The organism is Candidatus Albibeggiatoa sp. nov. BB20, from assembly GCA_016744725.1.
GTDB lineage: Bacteria > Pseudomonadota > Gammaproteobacteria > Beggiatoales > Beggiatoaceae > Albibeggiatoa.
Window position 1 is genome coordinate 1 of the sequence record JADGDW010000037.1, and the last position, 13007, is coordinate 13007.

15 protein-coding genes and 1 tRNA gene are annotated in these 13007 nt (G+C 37.1%); 8 read left to right on the forward strand and 8 right to left on the reverse strand.

What is annotated here, in order from left to right:
- From ABXH34_RS06190 to ABXH34_RS06215, 6 genes are all read right to left on the reverse strand, one after another.
- Nucleotides 1–391 (reverse strand): SDR family oxidoreductase (locus ABXH34_RS06190; protein ID WP_353570996.1); only part of this gene is annotated, 391 nt, incomplete at its 3' end.
- Nucleotides 378–1316, reverse strand: a complete 939-nt coding sequence (locus ABXH34_RS06195; RefSeq protein ID WP_353570997.1) for a phosphoglycerate dehydrogenase — start codon at nt 1314–1316, stop codon at nt 378–380. The genes ABXH34_RS06190 and ABXH34_RS06195, both read right to left, overlap by 14 nt.
- Nucleotides 1313–2017, reverse strand: coding sequence for an acylneuraminate cytidylyltransferase family protein (locus tag ABXH34_RS06200; protein ID WP_353570998.1), 705 nt, complete (start codon nt 2015–2017; stop codon nt 1313–1315). The genes ABXH34_RS06195 and ABXH34_RS06200 overlap by 4 nt, the downstream gene beginning before the upstream one ends.
- 19 nt (nt 2018–2036) lie before the next feature.
- Nucleotides 2037–2921 (reverse strand): glycosyltransferase family 2 protein, encoded by an 885-nt coding sequence (locus ABXH34_RS06205; protein WP_353570999.1) that lies wholly within the window; start codon nt 2919–2921, stop codon nt 2037–2039.
- Nucleotides 2921–3706 carry an MBL fold metallo-hydrolase gene (locus ABXH34_RS06210; protein WP_353571000.1) on the reverse strand — a complete coding sequence of 262 codons (786 nt, stop codon included), beginning with the start codon at nt 3704–3706 and terminating at the stop codon, nt 2921–2923. Before ABXH34_RS06210 ends, ABXH34_RS06205 begins: the two co-directional genes overlap by 1 nt.
- Nucleotides 3707–3713: 7 nt before the next feature.
- Nucleotides 3714–5411: a class I SAM-dependent methyltransferase gene (locus tag ABXH34_RS06215; protein WP_353571001.1), complete on the reverse strand. Its 1698-nt coding sequence runs from the start codon at nt 5409–5411 to the stop codon at nt 3714–3716.
- Between the two features lie 671 nt (nt 5412–6082).
- Here ABXH34_RS06215 and dnaA point away from each other — a divergent pair.
- The 4 genes from dnaA (at nt 6083) to ABXH34_RS06235 (ending at nt 9892) form a co-directional block, all read left to right on the forward strand.
- A complete protein-coding gene (gene dnaA, locus ABXH34_RS06220; RefSeq protein WP_353571002.1) occupies nt 6083–7396 on the forward strand; it encodes a chromosomal replication initiator protein DnaA in 1314 nt (437 codons plus the stop codon).
- Between the two features lie 182 nt (nt 7397–7578).
- Nucleotides 7579–8457, forward strand: coding sequence for an SMP-30/gluconolactonase/LRE family protein (locus ABXH34_RS06225; RefSeq protein WP_353571003.1), 879 nt, complete (start codon nt 7579–7581; stop codon nt 8455–8457).
- A 232-nt stretch (nt 8458–8689) separates the two neighbouring features.
- Nucleotides 8690–9757 (forward strand): Holliday junction branch migration DNA helicase RuvB, encoded by a 1068-nt coding sequence (ruvB, locus tag ABXH34_RS06230; RefSeq protein WP_353571004.1) that lies wholly within the window; start codon nt 8690–8692, stop codon nt 9755–9757.
- Nucleotides 9758–9816: 59 nt separating this feature from the next.
- Nucleotides 9817–9892: transfer RNA gene (locus ABXH34_RS06235), tRNA-Lys, on the forward strand.
- 218 nt (nt 9893–10110) lie between these two features.
- On the opposite strand, the gene ABXH34_RS06240 is transcribed toward ABXH34_RS06235, so the two are convergent.
- Both ABXH34_RS06240 and ABXH34_RS06245 read right to left on the reverse strand, forming a co-directional pair.
- Nucleotides 10111–10362, reverse strand: a complete 252-nt coding sequence (locus ABXH34_RS06240) for a hypothetical protein (protein ID WP_353571005.1) — start codon at nt 10360–10362, stop codon at nt 10111–10113.
- Nucleotides 10363–10440: 78 nt separating this feature from the next.
- Nucleotides 10441–10695, reverse strand: a complete 255-nt coding sequence (locus ABXH34_RS06245; RefSeq protein ID WP_353571006.1) for a hypothetical protein — start codon at nt 10693–10695, stop codon at nt 10441–10443.
- A 198-nt stretch (nt 10696–10893) separates the two neighbouring features.
- Between ABXH34_RS06245 and ABXH34_RS06250 the strand changes: the two genes are divergently transcribed.
- The 4 genes from ABXH34_RS06250 to ABXH34_RS06265 are packed head-to-tail and all read left to right on the forward strand — an operon-like array spanning nt 10894 to nt 12923.
- A complete protein-coding gene (locus tag ABXH34_RS06250; RefSeq protein WP_353571007.1) occupies nt 10894–11247 on the forward strand; it encodes an ArsR/SmtB family transcription factor in 354 nt (117 codons plus the stop codon).
- A complete protein-coding gene (locus tag ABXH34_RS06255) occupies nt 11247–12209 on the forward strand; it encodes a permease (protein WP_353571008.1) in 963 nt (320 codons plus the stop codon). The genes ABXH34_RS06250 and ABXH34_RS06255 overlap by 1 nt, the downstream gene beginning before the upstream one ends.
- Nucleotides 12210–12212: 3 nt before the next feature.
- Nucleotides 12213–12644, forward strand: coding sequence for an arsenate reductase ArsC (locus tag ABXH34_RS06260; protein WP_353571009.1), 432 nt, complete (start codon nt 12213–12215; stop codon nt 12642–12644).
- A 12-nt stretch (nt 12645–12656) separates the two neighbouring features.
- Nucleotides 12657–12923: a thioredoxin family protein gene (locus ABXH34_RS06265; RefSeq protein ID WP_353571010.1), complete on the forward strand. Its 267-nt coding sequence runs from the start codon at nt 12657–12659 to the stop codon at nt 12921–12923.
- Nucleotides 12924–13007 lie beyond the last annotated feature (84 nt).

Genomic DNA, 13007 nt, shown 5'->3' on the forward strand with positions numbered 1-13007 from the left:
CCAATTCCGTTAGGAGTGCTTGAGTCCAAATAACAGGTGCAAGCAAATTAACCTCTAATGTGGCGTACCAATCATTACGTGAAAGTGTATCAAAATTTCTTAAAATTTGCACGGCCGCATTATTAATTAATCCTTTTAAGCTTTTACCAGTTAAACAATTCTTAATTTGAGAAAATATTTGCTGCGCATAAATTTCATCTTGTACAGTACGTTGTAAGTCAGCTTGAATAAAATAATGACATGGTAAATTACTAGGAGCTTGATTAATATCAGTTGCTATCACTTGATAATTAGTTTGTGCAAACACTTCCACTAATGCTTGTCCAATACCACCACAAGCCCCTGTTATTAATATGAAGGGCTGTTGTTCTGCTGTCTTATGCTGGGGCATGTAAAAACTCAAATAATTTAGTCATCGCTTCTAAACTTGCACGGCGCACAGCATCTTTGGTATTAGAGCCATTATGCGAGCCAAAAATACATTGAGGCATTTGTCGTAATGGTGAATCTTTAGGTAATGGTTCTTGTTCAAAAACATCTAAGGCAGCCGCTGCTACTTGCCCCGATTGCAAAGCTTGAATCAGCGCAGCTTCATCAACTAAACCACCTCGGGCAACATTAATAACAAAGATACCTGTTTTGCATTTTGCTAAAATTTCTGCATTGAGCATGTGATAATTTTTGTCATTCAATGAACAAGTAAAAATGAGAAAATCCATTGCTTCAACTTGTTGCGGCCAATTTATTCGTTCTACACCTTGTATATTTTGATTACCATTAACACAAGGATCGTAAGCAACAACCTGCATTCCACAGGCTATTAGGCGTTTAGCTAAATTTTGACCAATGTCACCAAAACCCACTAAACCCGCTTTTTTATCTTGCAAACTCATACCCGCAGGCTTTGGCCATGTACCGTGTTGACGGATTTCTCTATCAATGGTAAATAAATCTCGTGCGAGGCTAATTACATAAGTCAATGCAACATCCGCAACTTCAGCACCAAACATATTTGGCGTATTGGTAATGGGAATATCTAAATCTTGACATGCGACAAAATCCACATTATCTACTCCAATTCCCCACTTGACCGCAGCTTTTAAGTTCCCCACTTTACCCGCTTCAAATACTTGACGAGTTGCGGGATCATCACCAATTATCCAACCATCATATTGTGGTAATAATTTGATTAATTCTGCTTCTGATAATATTTGTGTCACTTTTGCAGGGACTAACTCAATATTCTGTTTTGCTGCAATGGGAATAAACTCATCAATTAAGCCTAACATTGGTGGACATGTGACGAGCACTTTCATTTTGTTGCCTCTTTTTGCAGAAAATATCGAGCAGCAATTTCTGCCATTTCCCAATCTTCTGGTTCGTCAATGTCAATTGATTCAAATTTGGACATGGTATACATAGTTGGATTTTGACCGATACGTGCATTGGTTGTGGCAAAACTTTGTTTGGTAAAAATATATAAATTTGAATTTTCTTCAAACCAAGGTTCTAAATCTTGTGTACGAATTAAATTATCAGGGTCATGATTGACTGCCGAGCCATCAGCATGATAAAAGCGTGTTTGAATTTTATTGACGGTAAATAATGAGTCAGCTTGGTTATTTTTTTGAGCTTGAATAAACTGGGTTAACGCCTGTTCAATTGTTTTTGATGATATAAGGGGATTGGTCACATGGGTCATGAGATAAGTATCAGCATCAATATTGTTTATATCATCTGTTAAAATTTTATTCATACTGACCATATCGCCACAAATTTCGGGCTTGCGATCTCGGATGATGACTCGCTCACTTTCAACTAAATCATTTTCAGCTAAAATATGCCGCGCATCGGTGTTAATAACAACTGAATCAATAGCCTTAACCGCAAGTAATGTATCTAATATCCAGCGAAATAATGGTTTACCACAAAAATCTCGAAAATTTTTACCTTTTACCCGCTCACTATTTGCTTTCATAGGTAATAAGGCAATAATTTTTTTGGAATCCGAATTCATAACTTAATCCTGTTCAATATTAGTACGGATAAAAATAGCGTTCTTTTTGCTCGTGCGATAGTTTGCGATGCTCATGATTGCCTTTGTAAGCTCCCCAATACTGCCAAAATCGGTATAGGATAATTTCAGAAAATTTGTTAAATAAAACACCATCTTGATAAGCATGATATTCATCTTTCAATATACTGGTAATAATGTAACGAAATAAATCACGTTTGCGAATATGTATTTGAGGCATAATACCTTGTAATGCAATCGCTTCTCGCTCAAAACGGCGTTTTACTTGTGCCCAAGTTTCTTGGTGGTAATGATAAACACATGCTTCAGCAACATAGGCAATTTCGCCGCTATTTTCAATCAATATTTTAGCCAACCCCATGTCTTCTAAACCTGTTAACTCTTCATCAAAATGATGTTTTGCCCAAGCTTGTTTAGAAATAGCTGCATTGGCATTATTACAGAAAAAACCAGATTGAGGGATTTGACTTTGTTCAGGAAAATATTTAGCAAAAATACGCTTTTCACTATAACAGCTATGTTCACCACCAATTTGCCGACCATAAGTGTAGTCTGCTTGATTTGATAGTAATGGTTTGCACAAAGATTCTAACCAGTGAGAAGAGCAAGGTACGCAATGCCCGCTAATCATCACTAAAAAATCACCTAAAGCAGTATCACAACCCATATTTAATGAGCGCCCAAATGAAAATTCTTGGCGTTGAATATGTATAATTTTACATGAATAACGCTGTGCAATTTCTAATGTTGTGTCAGTTGAGCCTGAGTCTACTAAAATAACTTCCCAAGTAATTTGATTGCTTTGTTGTAAAAGAATAGATTGAAGCAATTGTTCAAGATATTGAGCTTCATTTAAGGTTCTGATAATAATACTAGCAAGCTTCATTATAATGTGATTTCACTGGGCTGCATTAACAATTCAAATGAAGCTTGCATATTATTGTAAACAGTTTGTATTTCAACTGGAGAAACAGAATTAATTGCAAACATATCCCAATGCACAGGTATGACTTTTTGAATATTAACTTCTTGGGCTAGTAAAAATGCTTCTCTCACACTCATGTTACCAGTAATCCCCCGCCGTTCACGAAAATAATTTCGTTCATTAACAGGTAAAAATGCAACATCAATTCTATCGAATAACCTTAAGCTTTTAATTAACTCATCATTTACACTCGTGTCTCCCGCAATGTAAATTAATTTATCTTTATAATTCAACATATAGCCTACAAAGCGCAAATAGCCTTGAGAATCTCGTTCAATTTGAGGATGAGCAGCAAGGGTGGTTTGTATTTTAAGGTTTGATGTAACGGGCATCCACTGTTCTGTCGCAATAGTACAACGTTCTTGATGAATATTCCAAGTATGTAAAATCTGCACTACAGGTTTGGGAGCTATAAACTGTGCTTGAGGAGAGGCTTTAGATAAAGCAGATAGTGTATGCGGATCGCAGTGGTCAATATGTTCATGTGTAATAAGCACATAATCTGCATCATGTACATCACTTGGTTGTATTGGAACATCCTGCAAACGTTGAATATCTGGCGAATCTAGCTCTTGGACAGAATGAGAAAGATAAGGGTCAATATACAATGTTGCATGAGGAAAATAGAATATACAACCATTTTGACCTAATAGTTGTATTTGAATAGTTATTCTATCGATTGGCATCAGAGTATTAAGCTTTTTTCCGAAAAATTGCAGTACGAGAAAATGAACCTATGAATTCACAAGTATCATCTCTTTTAATGACTTGGTCTACATACTCTTGAACCCCTGGCCATTCTTTTGCGTTATAGTCATCAACAATAAGAAGACCATTTGGTTGCAATAAAGGTAAATAATTTTGATAGTCAAACTTTATACCTTCATAAGTATGGTCACCATCTATGATGAGTAATGTTATTTTTTCTTGACTTGCCTGAGTTATTGCTTCTTCATCTGTACTATAACGTTGAATCAAAGTGTAAGAGTCGGTTGGAATATTTGCGCTTTGCATATTTCTACGAAAAAGCTTCGAGGTAACAGGAATCCCTAGCTGCTGATCCATTGGTTTACCGTAATAACCATCAAATGGATCAAGACAAATCATTTTCATAGAATCAAAGTAAGGAATACAATGATTATAAAGAATCGCTAAATTAACCCCATATAATGCACCAATTTCAAGTATACCCAAATGTTTATCTGTAATAGATTCGGCTACAGCTTGTCGAATAACAGCATCCTGTACAGTAGTAGCAAGACGACCTATACTACCCTTTTCAATTTCAACTGCCTTCAATGCTAAATAATCTACATATGAAGGCTTTACATCTTCTTTATGTAACACATCAATAAGAAATGCTCTGATACGTTGATTAAGTTTTTCAGTTAAAGTTCGATTATGGGCATAAGGAGAAGAATTACTGGTAGGTTCATCATTTTTTGTTATTAATCTTGATAACTGAGATGTTGTTTTTGCTAAATTGACGGTTGTTTCTGCATGACTATTTGTCAATAATGTTAACTGGGCTTGTTGTTCTGATATTAGTCTTGCTTGCTCATCACGCTTTGAAATCATTTGGGTTAATTTTTTAGTAGTTTCAGCATTGGCTCTTTCTAATTGTTTTTGCTTTTCAATATTGGCGTTTTCCAAAGACTCCATCTGCTTTTGCTTTTCGGCATTGGCCTTTTCTAAAGATTCCATCTGCTTTTGCTTTTCGGCATTGACCTTTTCTAATTCATCGTTTTTAAAAAATAAGCGTTCTAATTCTTCTTGGGTCTGATGCAACTGTAACAACAGCAACTCATTTTCATCTATTTCATCTACTGCTTTTTCTGCTACAATTTCTTCTTCAATTGTATTTGCACGTTTGGTAACCTGCTGTGCTAATTCTGTTTTGTTTTCTTGATTAAGCAGTTCACCCAAAGCTTTATAAGTTTCAAGTAGCTGAGGACGTAGGTTTTTATCCAAATCTAATGTATTTTTATAAGCGTGAAGCGCAAATTCATACTGCTTGTTATTGGTTAAAATTTCACCAAGACGTAAATAAGATTGAGCTAATTCTGGATGGATATTTTTGAATTTTAAGGCATGTAAATAAGCTTTTTCAGCTTCTTCATAAGCTTTCATTGCAACTGAAGTATCACCAAATGCCACTGCTGCAATAGCTAGCTGAGGATTAAGCTTTAACGCCTGCATAAACGACCCTGCAGCTTTAGGCCATTTTTTATCTAAGCTATAAGCTTTACCTAATTGATAATAAAGCCAGTCAGTATTGGGAGGATTTAAAGCAATTAACGACTGAAAAGCATTGACAGCTTCTGCACCTTTTCCATTATCTAGTAAGGTATTAGCCAAAGTCTCTTGTTCTTGTAAGCTTTGAGCTGCCATAAAATAATATATCCTTTTGTCTTTAGCTTAGCTATGTTTACGTCACGTAATACAGATAAAGCGAGTTAGGCCAAAGATTATAGTATAGTACTATGAGATTCTCAATGATAATGACGCTCTCCATAGTTGAATAATTAAAGTTTTCCTTAAGAATTGTTTTTTTGAACTTGAATATTGAAAAATCTGTTTATTACTCATTTAGATATGCCAGTCCCAGATAAATTTTACATTGCGTTTTTCTCTATTATCAGTTATCTTATTGCGCCCTTGATTTGTGGGACAAGGCGGCGGATAAAAAATGATAATTGGTAAAAAAACTAATAAATGAATTATGTATTTGATATATCTATTAAATATACTACAAAACGGTATTTTTAGGTCAAAAAAAACATATTTAAATCAATATGATAACCGTAAAACAAGCAGTTATAAAGGCACTAGATTGTTAGTGCAATCGAGTATAAACTGACTACCAATATCTCAAGTGCTGTTTCTTGCAGGACTTATAGCCATACCAATGGCTCGTAGCATTTTGATATAAAAGGCAAAATTGGCTACCCATTCTTTTTGTGTATAAATACAACAAATTACAGACGTTTTTTAAGAACGATTATCTAAATTGTTAAGTAACTTTTTGATTTTAAGAAATTTACCTTGGAGGTAAATCAACCGTGTCCGCCCAGTTGTGGAATCAGTGTCTTGGCTATTTGGAGCAAAAGCTTACGCCCAAAGATTTTAATACTTGGATACGTCCTCTACAAGCAGATGAGGATGAGGACTGCTTGCGTCTATATGCCCCTAATCAGTTTGTATTGGAGCGAATTAAAAAAGAATACCAACAGCATATTGATACGGTTATCACTCATGTTAGGCCTAAACAAGAGCCAAAATTATCTATTCAAGTGGGTAGTCCTAGAAGCAGTCAGCAAAAACGTACGATTGGCCGCAGCCCAATTACGGCAGAAAGTTTCTCAACCCATTTAAATCCTCAACTCAATTTTAATAGCTTTGTTACAGGTGAATCGAATCGTTTAGCACAATTTGCCTCATTTCAATTTGCGGAGCAAGGTGGCTATAACCCGTTGTTTATTTACGGTGGTGTTGGTTTAGGCAAAACCCATTTAATGCACGCGGTGGGCAATCATATTATTTCTCGTCAACCGGGTGCTAAAGTCAGCTATGTTCGTGCTGAACAGTTTGTTAATGAAATGGTAAAAGCATTAACTGAAAATAAAATGAGTGATTTTAAAAAACGCTATCGCTCACTCGATACCTTGCTCATTGATGATGTGCAGTTTTTTGCAAATAAAATGCGCTCTCAAGAAGAGCTGTATCATACGTTCAATGTGTTACTTGAAGACAATAAAAATAAAATCGTATTGGCTTGCGACCGTGTGCCACAAAAGATTCAAGGTATGGAAGACCGTTTAAAATCACGCTTTAGTAGTGGTTTAAGCGTTTCTATTACGCCTCCTGATTATTCTACCCGCTTAACTATTTTAGAAACCAAAGCCCGTTTAGCTAAAATTGAGTTGCCAACTGATGTTAATAGTTTTATTGCCGAACATATTCAATCTAATGTTAGAGAGCTAGAAGGGGCTTTAAACCGCTTAATTGCCGTTGCCCGTTTATTGCGTCAAAAGATCACTTTAGACAGTGCGCAATCTACTTTAGAAGATTTATGTTCCATTAGAAAACAAGAGATTACGGCTCAAGTGATTCAAGAATTGGTTGCTGATTATTATAAAGTCTCAATCGCTGAGCTATGTTCAAAACGCCGTCACCGTCAAATTGTGCGTCCACGCCAAATGGCCATGTTATTGATAAAAGAATTAACCGAGCACAGCTTACCTGAAATTGGTAATGTGTTTGGTGGCCGTGACCACACGACAGTTTTGCATGGCTGTAAAACCATAGACAAATTGAAAGCCGTTGATACACAAATCAATAAAGACTACCTACATTTGTTAAGCCATTTGTCTTGAGAATTGCTTGGAATTGTTGATCCCATCTATTTATCACCCTTCAAACCCTCTAAATCTTTGCTAGAATACAATTTTATCTTTGGTAGGCTAGTCAATTATTGAAATACAGAATGAGTAGCTCTTTATGTACTGTATTTTATAGCACTACCTTTTTTCTATCTTGCAATCTATGAAGGTGTGATATGTCATTATTTAAATCTGCTATCGTTGTTGTGACCTTAGGTTTAGCCACTCAAGTTTACGCCGAAACCACATTTACCGAAGTCTGGACATTGAATGAGGGCTTAGATAGACCTGAATCTGTTGCTTATGATGCAAAGCGTGAGCGCCTATATATATCCAATATACAAGGTCAAGCACTTGAGATGGATGGTAAAGGTTACATTTCAATTGTGAGTTTGGAAGGAAAAACATTAGATGCTGCTTGGGTAGTCGAGGGTTTAAACGCGCCTAAAGGAATGGCAGTAACTGAACATACTTTGTATGTATCTGATATTAATGCCTTGGTTGCGATTGATATTGATGCAGGCGAAGTTACCCAACGTTATGTAGCAGAAAATGCTAAGTTCTTAAATGATGTCACGGTGGATAGCAAAGGTAATGTGTATGTATCAGACATGTTTACGGATACAATTCACTGTTTGTGTGATGGTGAATTTAAGGTTTGGATTCAAGATGCCGCATTAGCCAGTCCCAATGGTTTATTTGCTGAGGAAGAACGTTTAATTGTTGGAAGCTGGGGGATTCGTACAGAAGGCTTTCAAACCTCTGAAACAGGTTATTTAAAAGCGATTGCTTATGATGATAACAGTAAAATTGTGCCATTAGGTGCAACAGAAGGCTTTGCGAATGTAGATGGCGTGAAATCAGATGGCGCGGATGGCTATTACGTAACAGACTGGATGGCAGGCAAATTATTTGCAGTTTCCGCTGAAGGTCAAGCACAAGAACTCATGGACTACAATCAAGGTTCAGCAGACCACGAATACATTGTAGAAAAAGGGCTGCTATTAGTACCAATGATGTTAGATAAACAAGTGAAAGCGTATAAAAAGAACTAATAATTCAGAGAGCCGTACCTTTAATATTATTAAGAATATGGCTCTTTATAGATGCGTTTTTCTACAAAACAACAAATTGAATTGATGTCAGCAATTGATAAACTGTTCAAAAATAATCCATTAATCCCTTTGATATTGTCTTTAATTTCTTTTAAACAAACCTTTTTCATTTGAGGAAGTTGTTTACAGCAGTTAAAATATTCAAGCTCTCCTTTAAGAATTGTAAAAACTTGTGGTTATAGAAACAGAACGCCTTATTAGTCCTGATACACGTCAGGATGATCCTAAATTAGATAAAGCATTACGTCCTAAATTATTGACTGATTATGAAGGACAACCTTGTGTGCGTGAGCAAATGGACATTTTTATTTCGGCTGCTCGAGCACGTCAGGAAGCTTTAGATCACGTGTTGATTTTTGGCCCACCCGGTTTAGGAAAAACCACTTTATCACATATTATTGCATACGAAATGGGGGTGAATTTACGCCAAACTTCAGGGCCCGTGCTGGAAAAAGCGGGAGATTTGGCTGCATTATTAACCAATTTAGAACCATACGATGTATTGTTTATCGATGAAATTCATCGCCTCAGCCCTGTTATTGAAGAAGTACTTTATCCTGCAATGGAAGACTGTCAGCTTGATATTATGATTGGGGAAGGGCCTTCTGCACGTTCGATTAAATTGGACTTACAGCCGTTTACTTTGGTGGGTGCAACAACACGTGCTGGCTTATTGACTTCACCATTACGCGATCGTTTTGGCATTACGCAACGTTTAGAATTTTACAGCCATGAAGACCTTGCGCATATTGTTAATCGTTCCGCATCAATTTTAGCCATGGATATGGACGAAATGGGGGCTTTAGAGATTGCGAAACGTTCACGGGGTACACCTCGTATTGCAAATCGTTTATTACGCCGAGTACGAGATTATGCCCAAGTTAAGAGTGATGGGAAAATTACCAAACAAACGGCCCAACAAGCCTTAAATTTGCTCAATGTGGATATTTATGGCTTAGACTTGATGGATAGAAAGCTGTTGTTAGCCATTATGGAAAAATTTTCAGGGGGGCCTGTTGGGTTAGATACACTTGGAGCTGCAATTGGTGAAGAGCGTGGCACAATTGAGGAAGTCATTGAGCCGTATTTATTACAGCAAGGCTTTATTATGCGTACGCCAAGAGGTCGTGTGACCACTCGCTTAGCTTGGGAGCATTTTAATTTACAACCACAAGTCACTGTTCAAGCTGATATTTTTGCAGCAACACAAAACTTACCCTCAAAAATAGAAAAAAAATAGAAAAAAAGGCTTGCAATATTCTCATAGCTCATTATAATAGCGAACTTCTTTTGAGTGACGGGTTGTTAGCTCAGTTGGTAGAGCACCGGACTTTTAATCCGATGGTCATAGGTTCGAATCCTATACAACCCACCATCTGCTATTTCTCTTCAAAAAATTTTCCTTACTAGGCTTTAGATACCACATCAATGATGTATCGAAAGGTTTAAGTCTATATTTATTCCTCCGTATTATAAAATTTCTATTTCTTAGCCATTAAGCCAATGCTGTCGTCGCTGCTAATTGCTTCAGTTGTGATTGTTGCATTATCTGTCAATTGCAATCGTTGAGCTTGAGTTGTGATAGAACCCGCATCACCACCACATTATTGTCGTAACCAATATACGATCAACTACCCTAGAAATCACATTTTGAATTTGTTCCGAACCTGAAAATTGAGCGGTTTCACCCGCATCTAAACTAAACCGATCAAAACTGTGAAATTGATTATTGCCAACCGTTTGTCCTAAATTTTGTGAAATATCGTACAAGCCATTGTCAATTGAGAATGGCTCATTGTTCATTGAAATCTCTGCTTGTGCGATGTTGGTCAGACAAACAGACATGCTGCTACTCGCATAATTTATCCCCATACAAATTATAAAATTAATTCTACAATTTGTATGAGATAGAAGCAAAGACCTTTATTGACAAGTAGATGAGCTTAAATATGAGGCAAAGCTGGGAATCCAATCACCTATAAAGTCATTTGGGAAACGATATAAATTGACTTTGAATGTTAACAGCGGTTGGAACTCAGTGGGTAATTGCCCTGCAATTGCTGCTTTACACGCATCTTTAATCTGAGCTTGTTCGGCAAAATTTTTATCTAAGCTTAATAAACCACTGCTTACTGTTTCATCAGGTGAGGGGGAGATTGTGGCCTTTTTTCTACCCATTTGATAAATGGTTTGGGTTATTCTTGAGATATTCTTTTAAAGGTTCTTAGCTAATCTTTCTTGCCTATTTCTCCAGCAACTGATACTTATCATTAAATATAATATTTTAAACGGGATTAACTGTAGTTGAAATAAAAATCTTGACAACTGCCAACCATACATTATGATATGCGCATATCCATATATAAATATAAAAACATGTCTATTAAAGATTTATTCCAAATGTTAGCGGATGAAACCCGTTTACGCTGCTTGGCTTTGATTCATCAACATAAAGAATTATGCGTGTGTGAACTAAATTACGCCCTAGAGCTATCACAGCCGAAAACCTCGCGCCATTTATCTACGATGAAATTAAACAGCCTACTATCGCAACGACGGGAAGGTCAATGGATGTTTTATGCTTTGAGTCCAGAATTATCTGAATTTGATAAAAAATTAATTGATTTAGTGGTGATTGAGTTACAAACAAAAAAACAATTTCAACAAGATAATCAACGCTTAAGCACGATGTGTAATCGCCCTGAATGTGAACGAGTAGGGGATTCATAATGTTTACTTATTTAGCTGATAGTCTGGTTTACGGATTGTTTGGTTTAGAGGCTGAAGCACCGTTAGCGCACACTTTGCATTTTTTTATTATGGATGTGACTAAAATCTTTGTCATGTTGATATTAATTATTTATTTGATGGGATGGTTTCGTTCATTTATTGCCGCTGAAACAGTGCGAAATTATGTGCGTGGCCGTTCAAAAGTCATGGCGCGATTATTAGCAATTACTTTAGGTGCGGTAACACCTTTTTGCTCTTGTTCATCCGTACCTTTATTCATTGGCTTTGTTGAAGCGGGGATTCCGCTGGGTGTGACGTTCTCATTTTTAATTGCCAGTCCGATGATTAATGAAATTGCCGTTGTATTATTACTGGGGATTGTCGGCTGGAAAGTGACTCTACTTTACGTGTTGTCAGGATTGGTTGTGGCTTATGTGGGTGGCGTGGTGATAGAAAAATTTAAGCCTGAACGTTGGGTTGAATCTTACGTATGGAAAATCCAAATGGGTGAAACCCCGCATTTACAACAAGATAATTCTTATAACGCACGACACCATTATGCGATGGGAGAAGTCAAAACTATTGTGCAGCGGATTTGGAAATGGGTTGTATTTGGCGTGGGTGCAGGCGCGTTATTTCATGGTTATTTTCCACAATCATGGGCGGAAAGCTTATCAGGTAGTAACAGCATATTCACCGTTCCATTGGCCGTATTGTTGGGCGTGCCTTTATATTCAAATGCCGTTGGGGTGATTCCATTGGCCGAAGCAATGCTAACCAAAGGAGTGGCTATTGGGACAACGTTAGCCTTTATGATGAGTATTGCCGCGATTTCATTACCCGAACTTATCATTTTAAGAAAAGTAATTCAATGGCAAGCATTGGCTTTATTCACCACTATTTTGACGGTGTCTATTATTATAGTCGGTTGGTTATTCAACTTCATTTTGATGGGAGCGTAGTTTATGACAGGTAAAAAACGGGTTTTATTTGTATGTATTCATAACAGCGCTCGCAGTCAAATGGCTGAGGCATGGTTTAACGAATTGTGTGCGGATAACTATATCGCAAACAGTGCTGGAATTGAACCCGGTAGCTTAAATCCGTTAGTAGTCAAAGTGATGCAAGAAGCAGGCGTTGATATTTCACACAAGCAAACCAATGCGGTGATGGATTACGTTAAGTCAGGCGATTTATTTTCGTATGTGATTACGGTATGTGATGAAACCAGTGCAGAACGCTGTCCGATATTTCCAGGAGTCACAACCCGTTTACATTGGAGTTTCCCTGACCCTTCAGTATTAGAAGGCACTGAGGAACAGAAGTTAGTTGAAATCCGTAAAATTCGTGACACGATTAAAGCTAAAATTGCGGATTGGATCAAAGAGTTGAACTAAGGAGTAAACAAAATGTTCGAAGTTAAAATACTAGGCTCAGGCTGCGCCAATTGTCAAACCACATATAAATTAGTTGACGAAGTCACGCAAGAAAATGCCATTCCTGTACAGTTGGAAAAAATCGAAGATATGGCGCAAATCATGTCTTATGGCGTTATGTCCACCCCAGGCGTTGTAGTGAATGGAAAAATTGCTCACGCGGGCAGTGTTCCAGATAAGAAAACCATTTTGTCTTGGTTTAAAGCCAGTTGTTGCCCTGCTGATGATAATTGCTGTTAAGGCACGGGTTTGATAACGGGTAGCCCTAGCGGCTAAAGTCATAAAGGATTTTAAATGCTAGGACTATAGTCAATTCTATCTTGG

What these genes read in the sequence shown, in the direction of transcription:
- ABXH34_RS06255 (WP_353571008.1), top strand. Translation starts at nt 11,247, where the DNA reads ATGTTTACTTATTTAGCTGATAGTCTGGTTTACGGATTGTTTGGTTTA.
- ABXH34_RS06215 (WP_353571001.1), bottom strand. Translation starts at nt 5,411, where the DNA reads ATGGCAGCTCAAAGCTTACAAGAACAAGAGACTTTGGCTAATACCTTA.
- ABXH34_RS06260 (WP_353571009.1), top strand. Translation starts at nt 12,213, where the DNA reads ATGACAGGTAAAAAACGGGTTTTATTTGTATGTATTCATAACAGCGCT.
- ABXH34_RS06240 (WP_353571005.1), bottom strand. Translation starts at nt 10,362, where the DNA reads ATGTCTGTTTGTCTGACCAACATCGCACAAGCAGAGATTTCAATGAAC.
- ABXH34_RS06205 (WP_353570999.1), bottom strand. Translation starts at nt 2,921, where the DNA reads ATGAAGCTTGCTAGTATTATTATCAGAACCTTAAATGAAGCTCAATAT.
- ABXH34_RS06245 (WP_353571006.1), bottom strand. Translation starts at nt 10,695, where the DNA reads ATGGGTAGAAAAAAGGCCACAATCTCCCCCTCACCTGATGAAACAGTA.
- ABXH34_RS06250 (WP_353571007.1), top strand. Translation starts at nt 10,894, where the DNA reads ATGTCTATTAAAGATTTATTCCAAATGTTAGCGGATGAAACCCGTTTA.
- ABXH34_RS06195 (WP_353570997.1), bottom strand. Translation starts at nt 1,316, where the DNA reads ATGAAAGTGCTCGTCACATGTCCACCAATGTTAGGCTTAATTGATGAG.
- ABXH34_RS06225 (WP_353571003.1), top strand. Translation starts at nt 7,579, where the DNA reads ATGTCATTATTTAAATCTGCTATCGTTGTTGTGACCTTAGGTTTAGCC.
- ABXH34_RS06265 (WP_353571010.1), top strand. Translation starts at nt 12,657, where the DNA reads ATGTTCGAAGTTAAAATACTAGGCTCAGGCTGCGCCAATTGTCAAACC.
- ABXH34_RS06200 (WP_353570998.1), bottom strand. Translation starts at nt 2,017, where the DNA reads ATGAATTCGGATTCCAAAAAAATTATTGCCTTATTACCTATGAAAGCA.
- ABXH34_RS06210 (WP_353571000.1), bottom strand. Translation starts at nt 3,706, where the DNA reads ATGCCAATCGATAGAATAACTATTCAAATACAACTATTAGGTCAAAAT.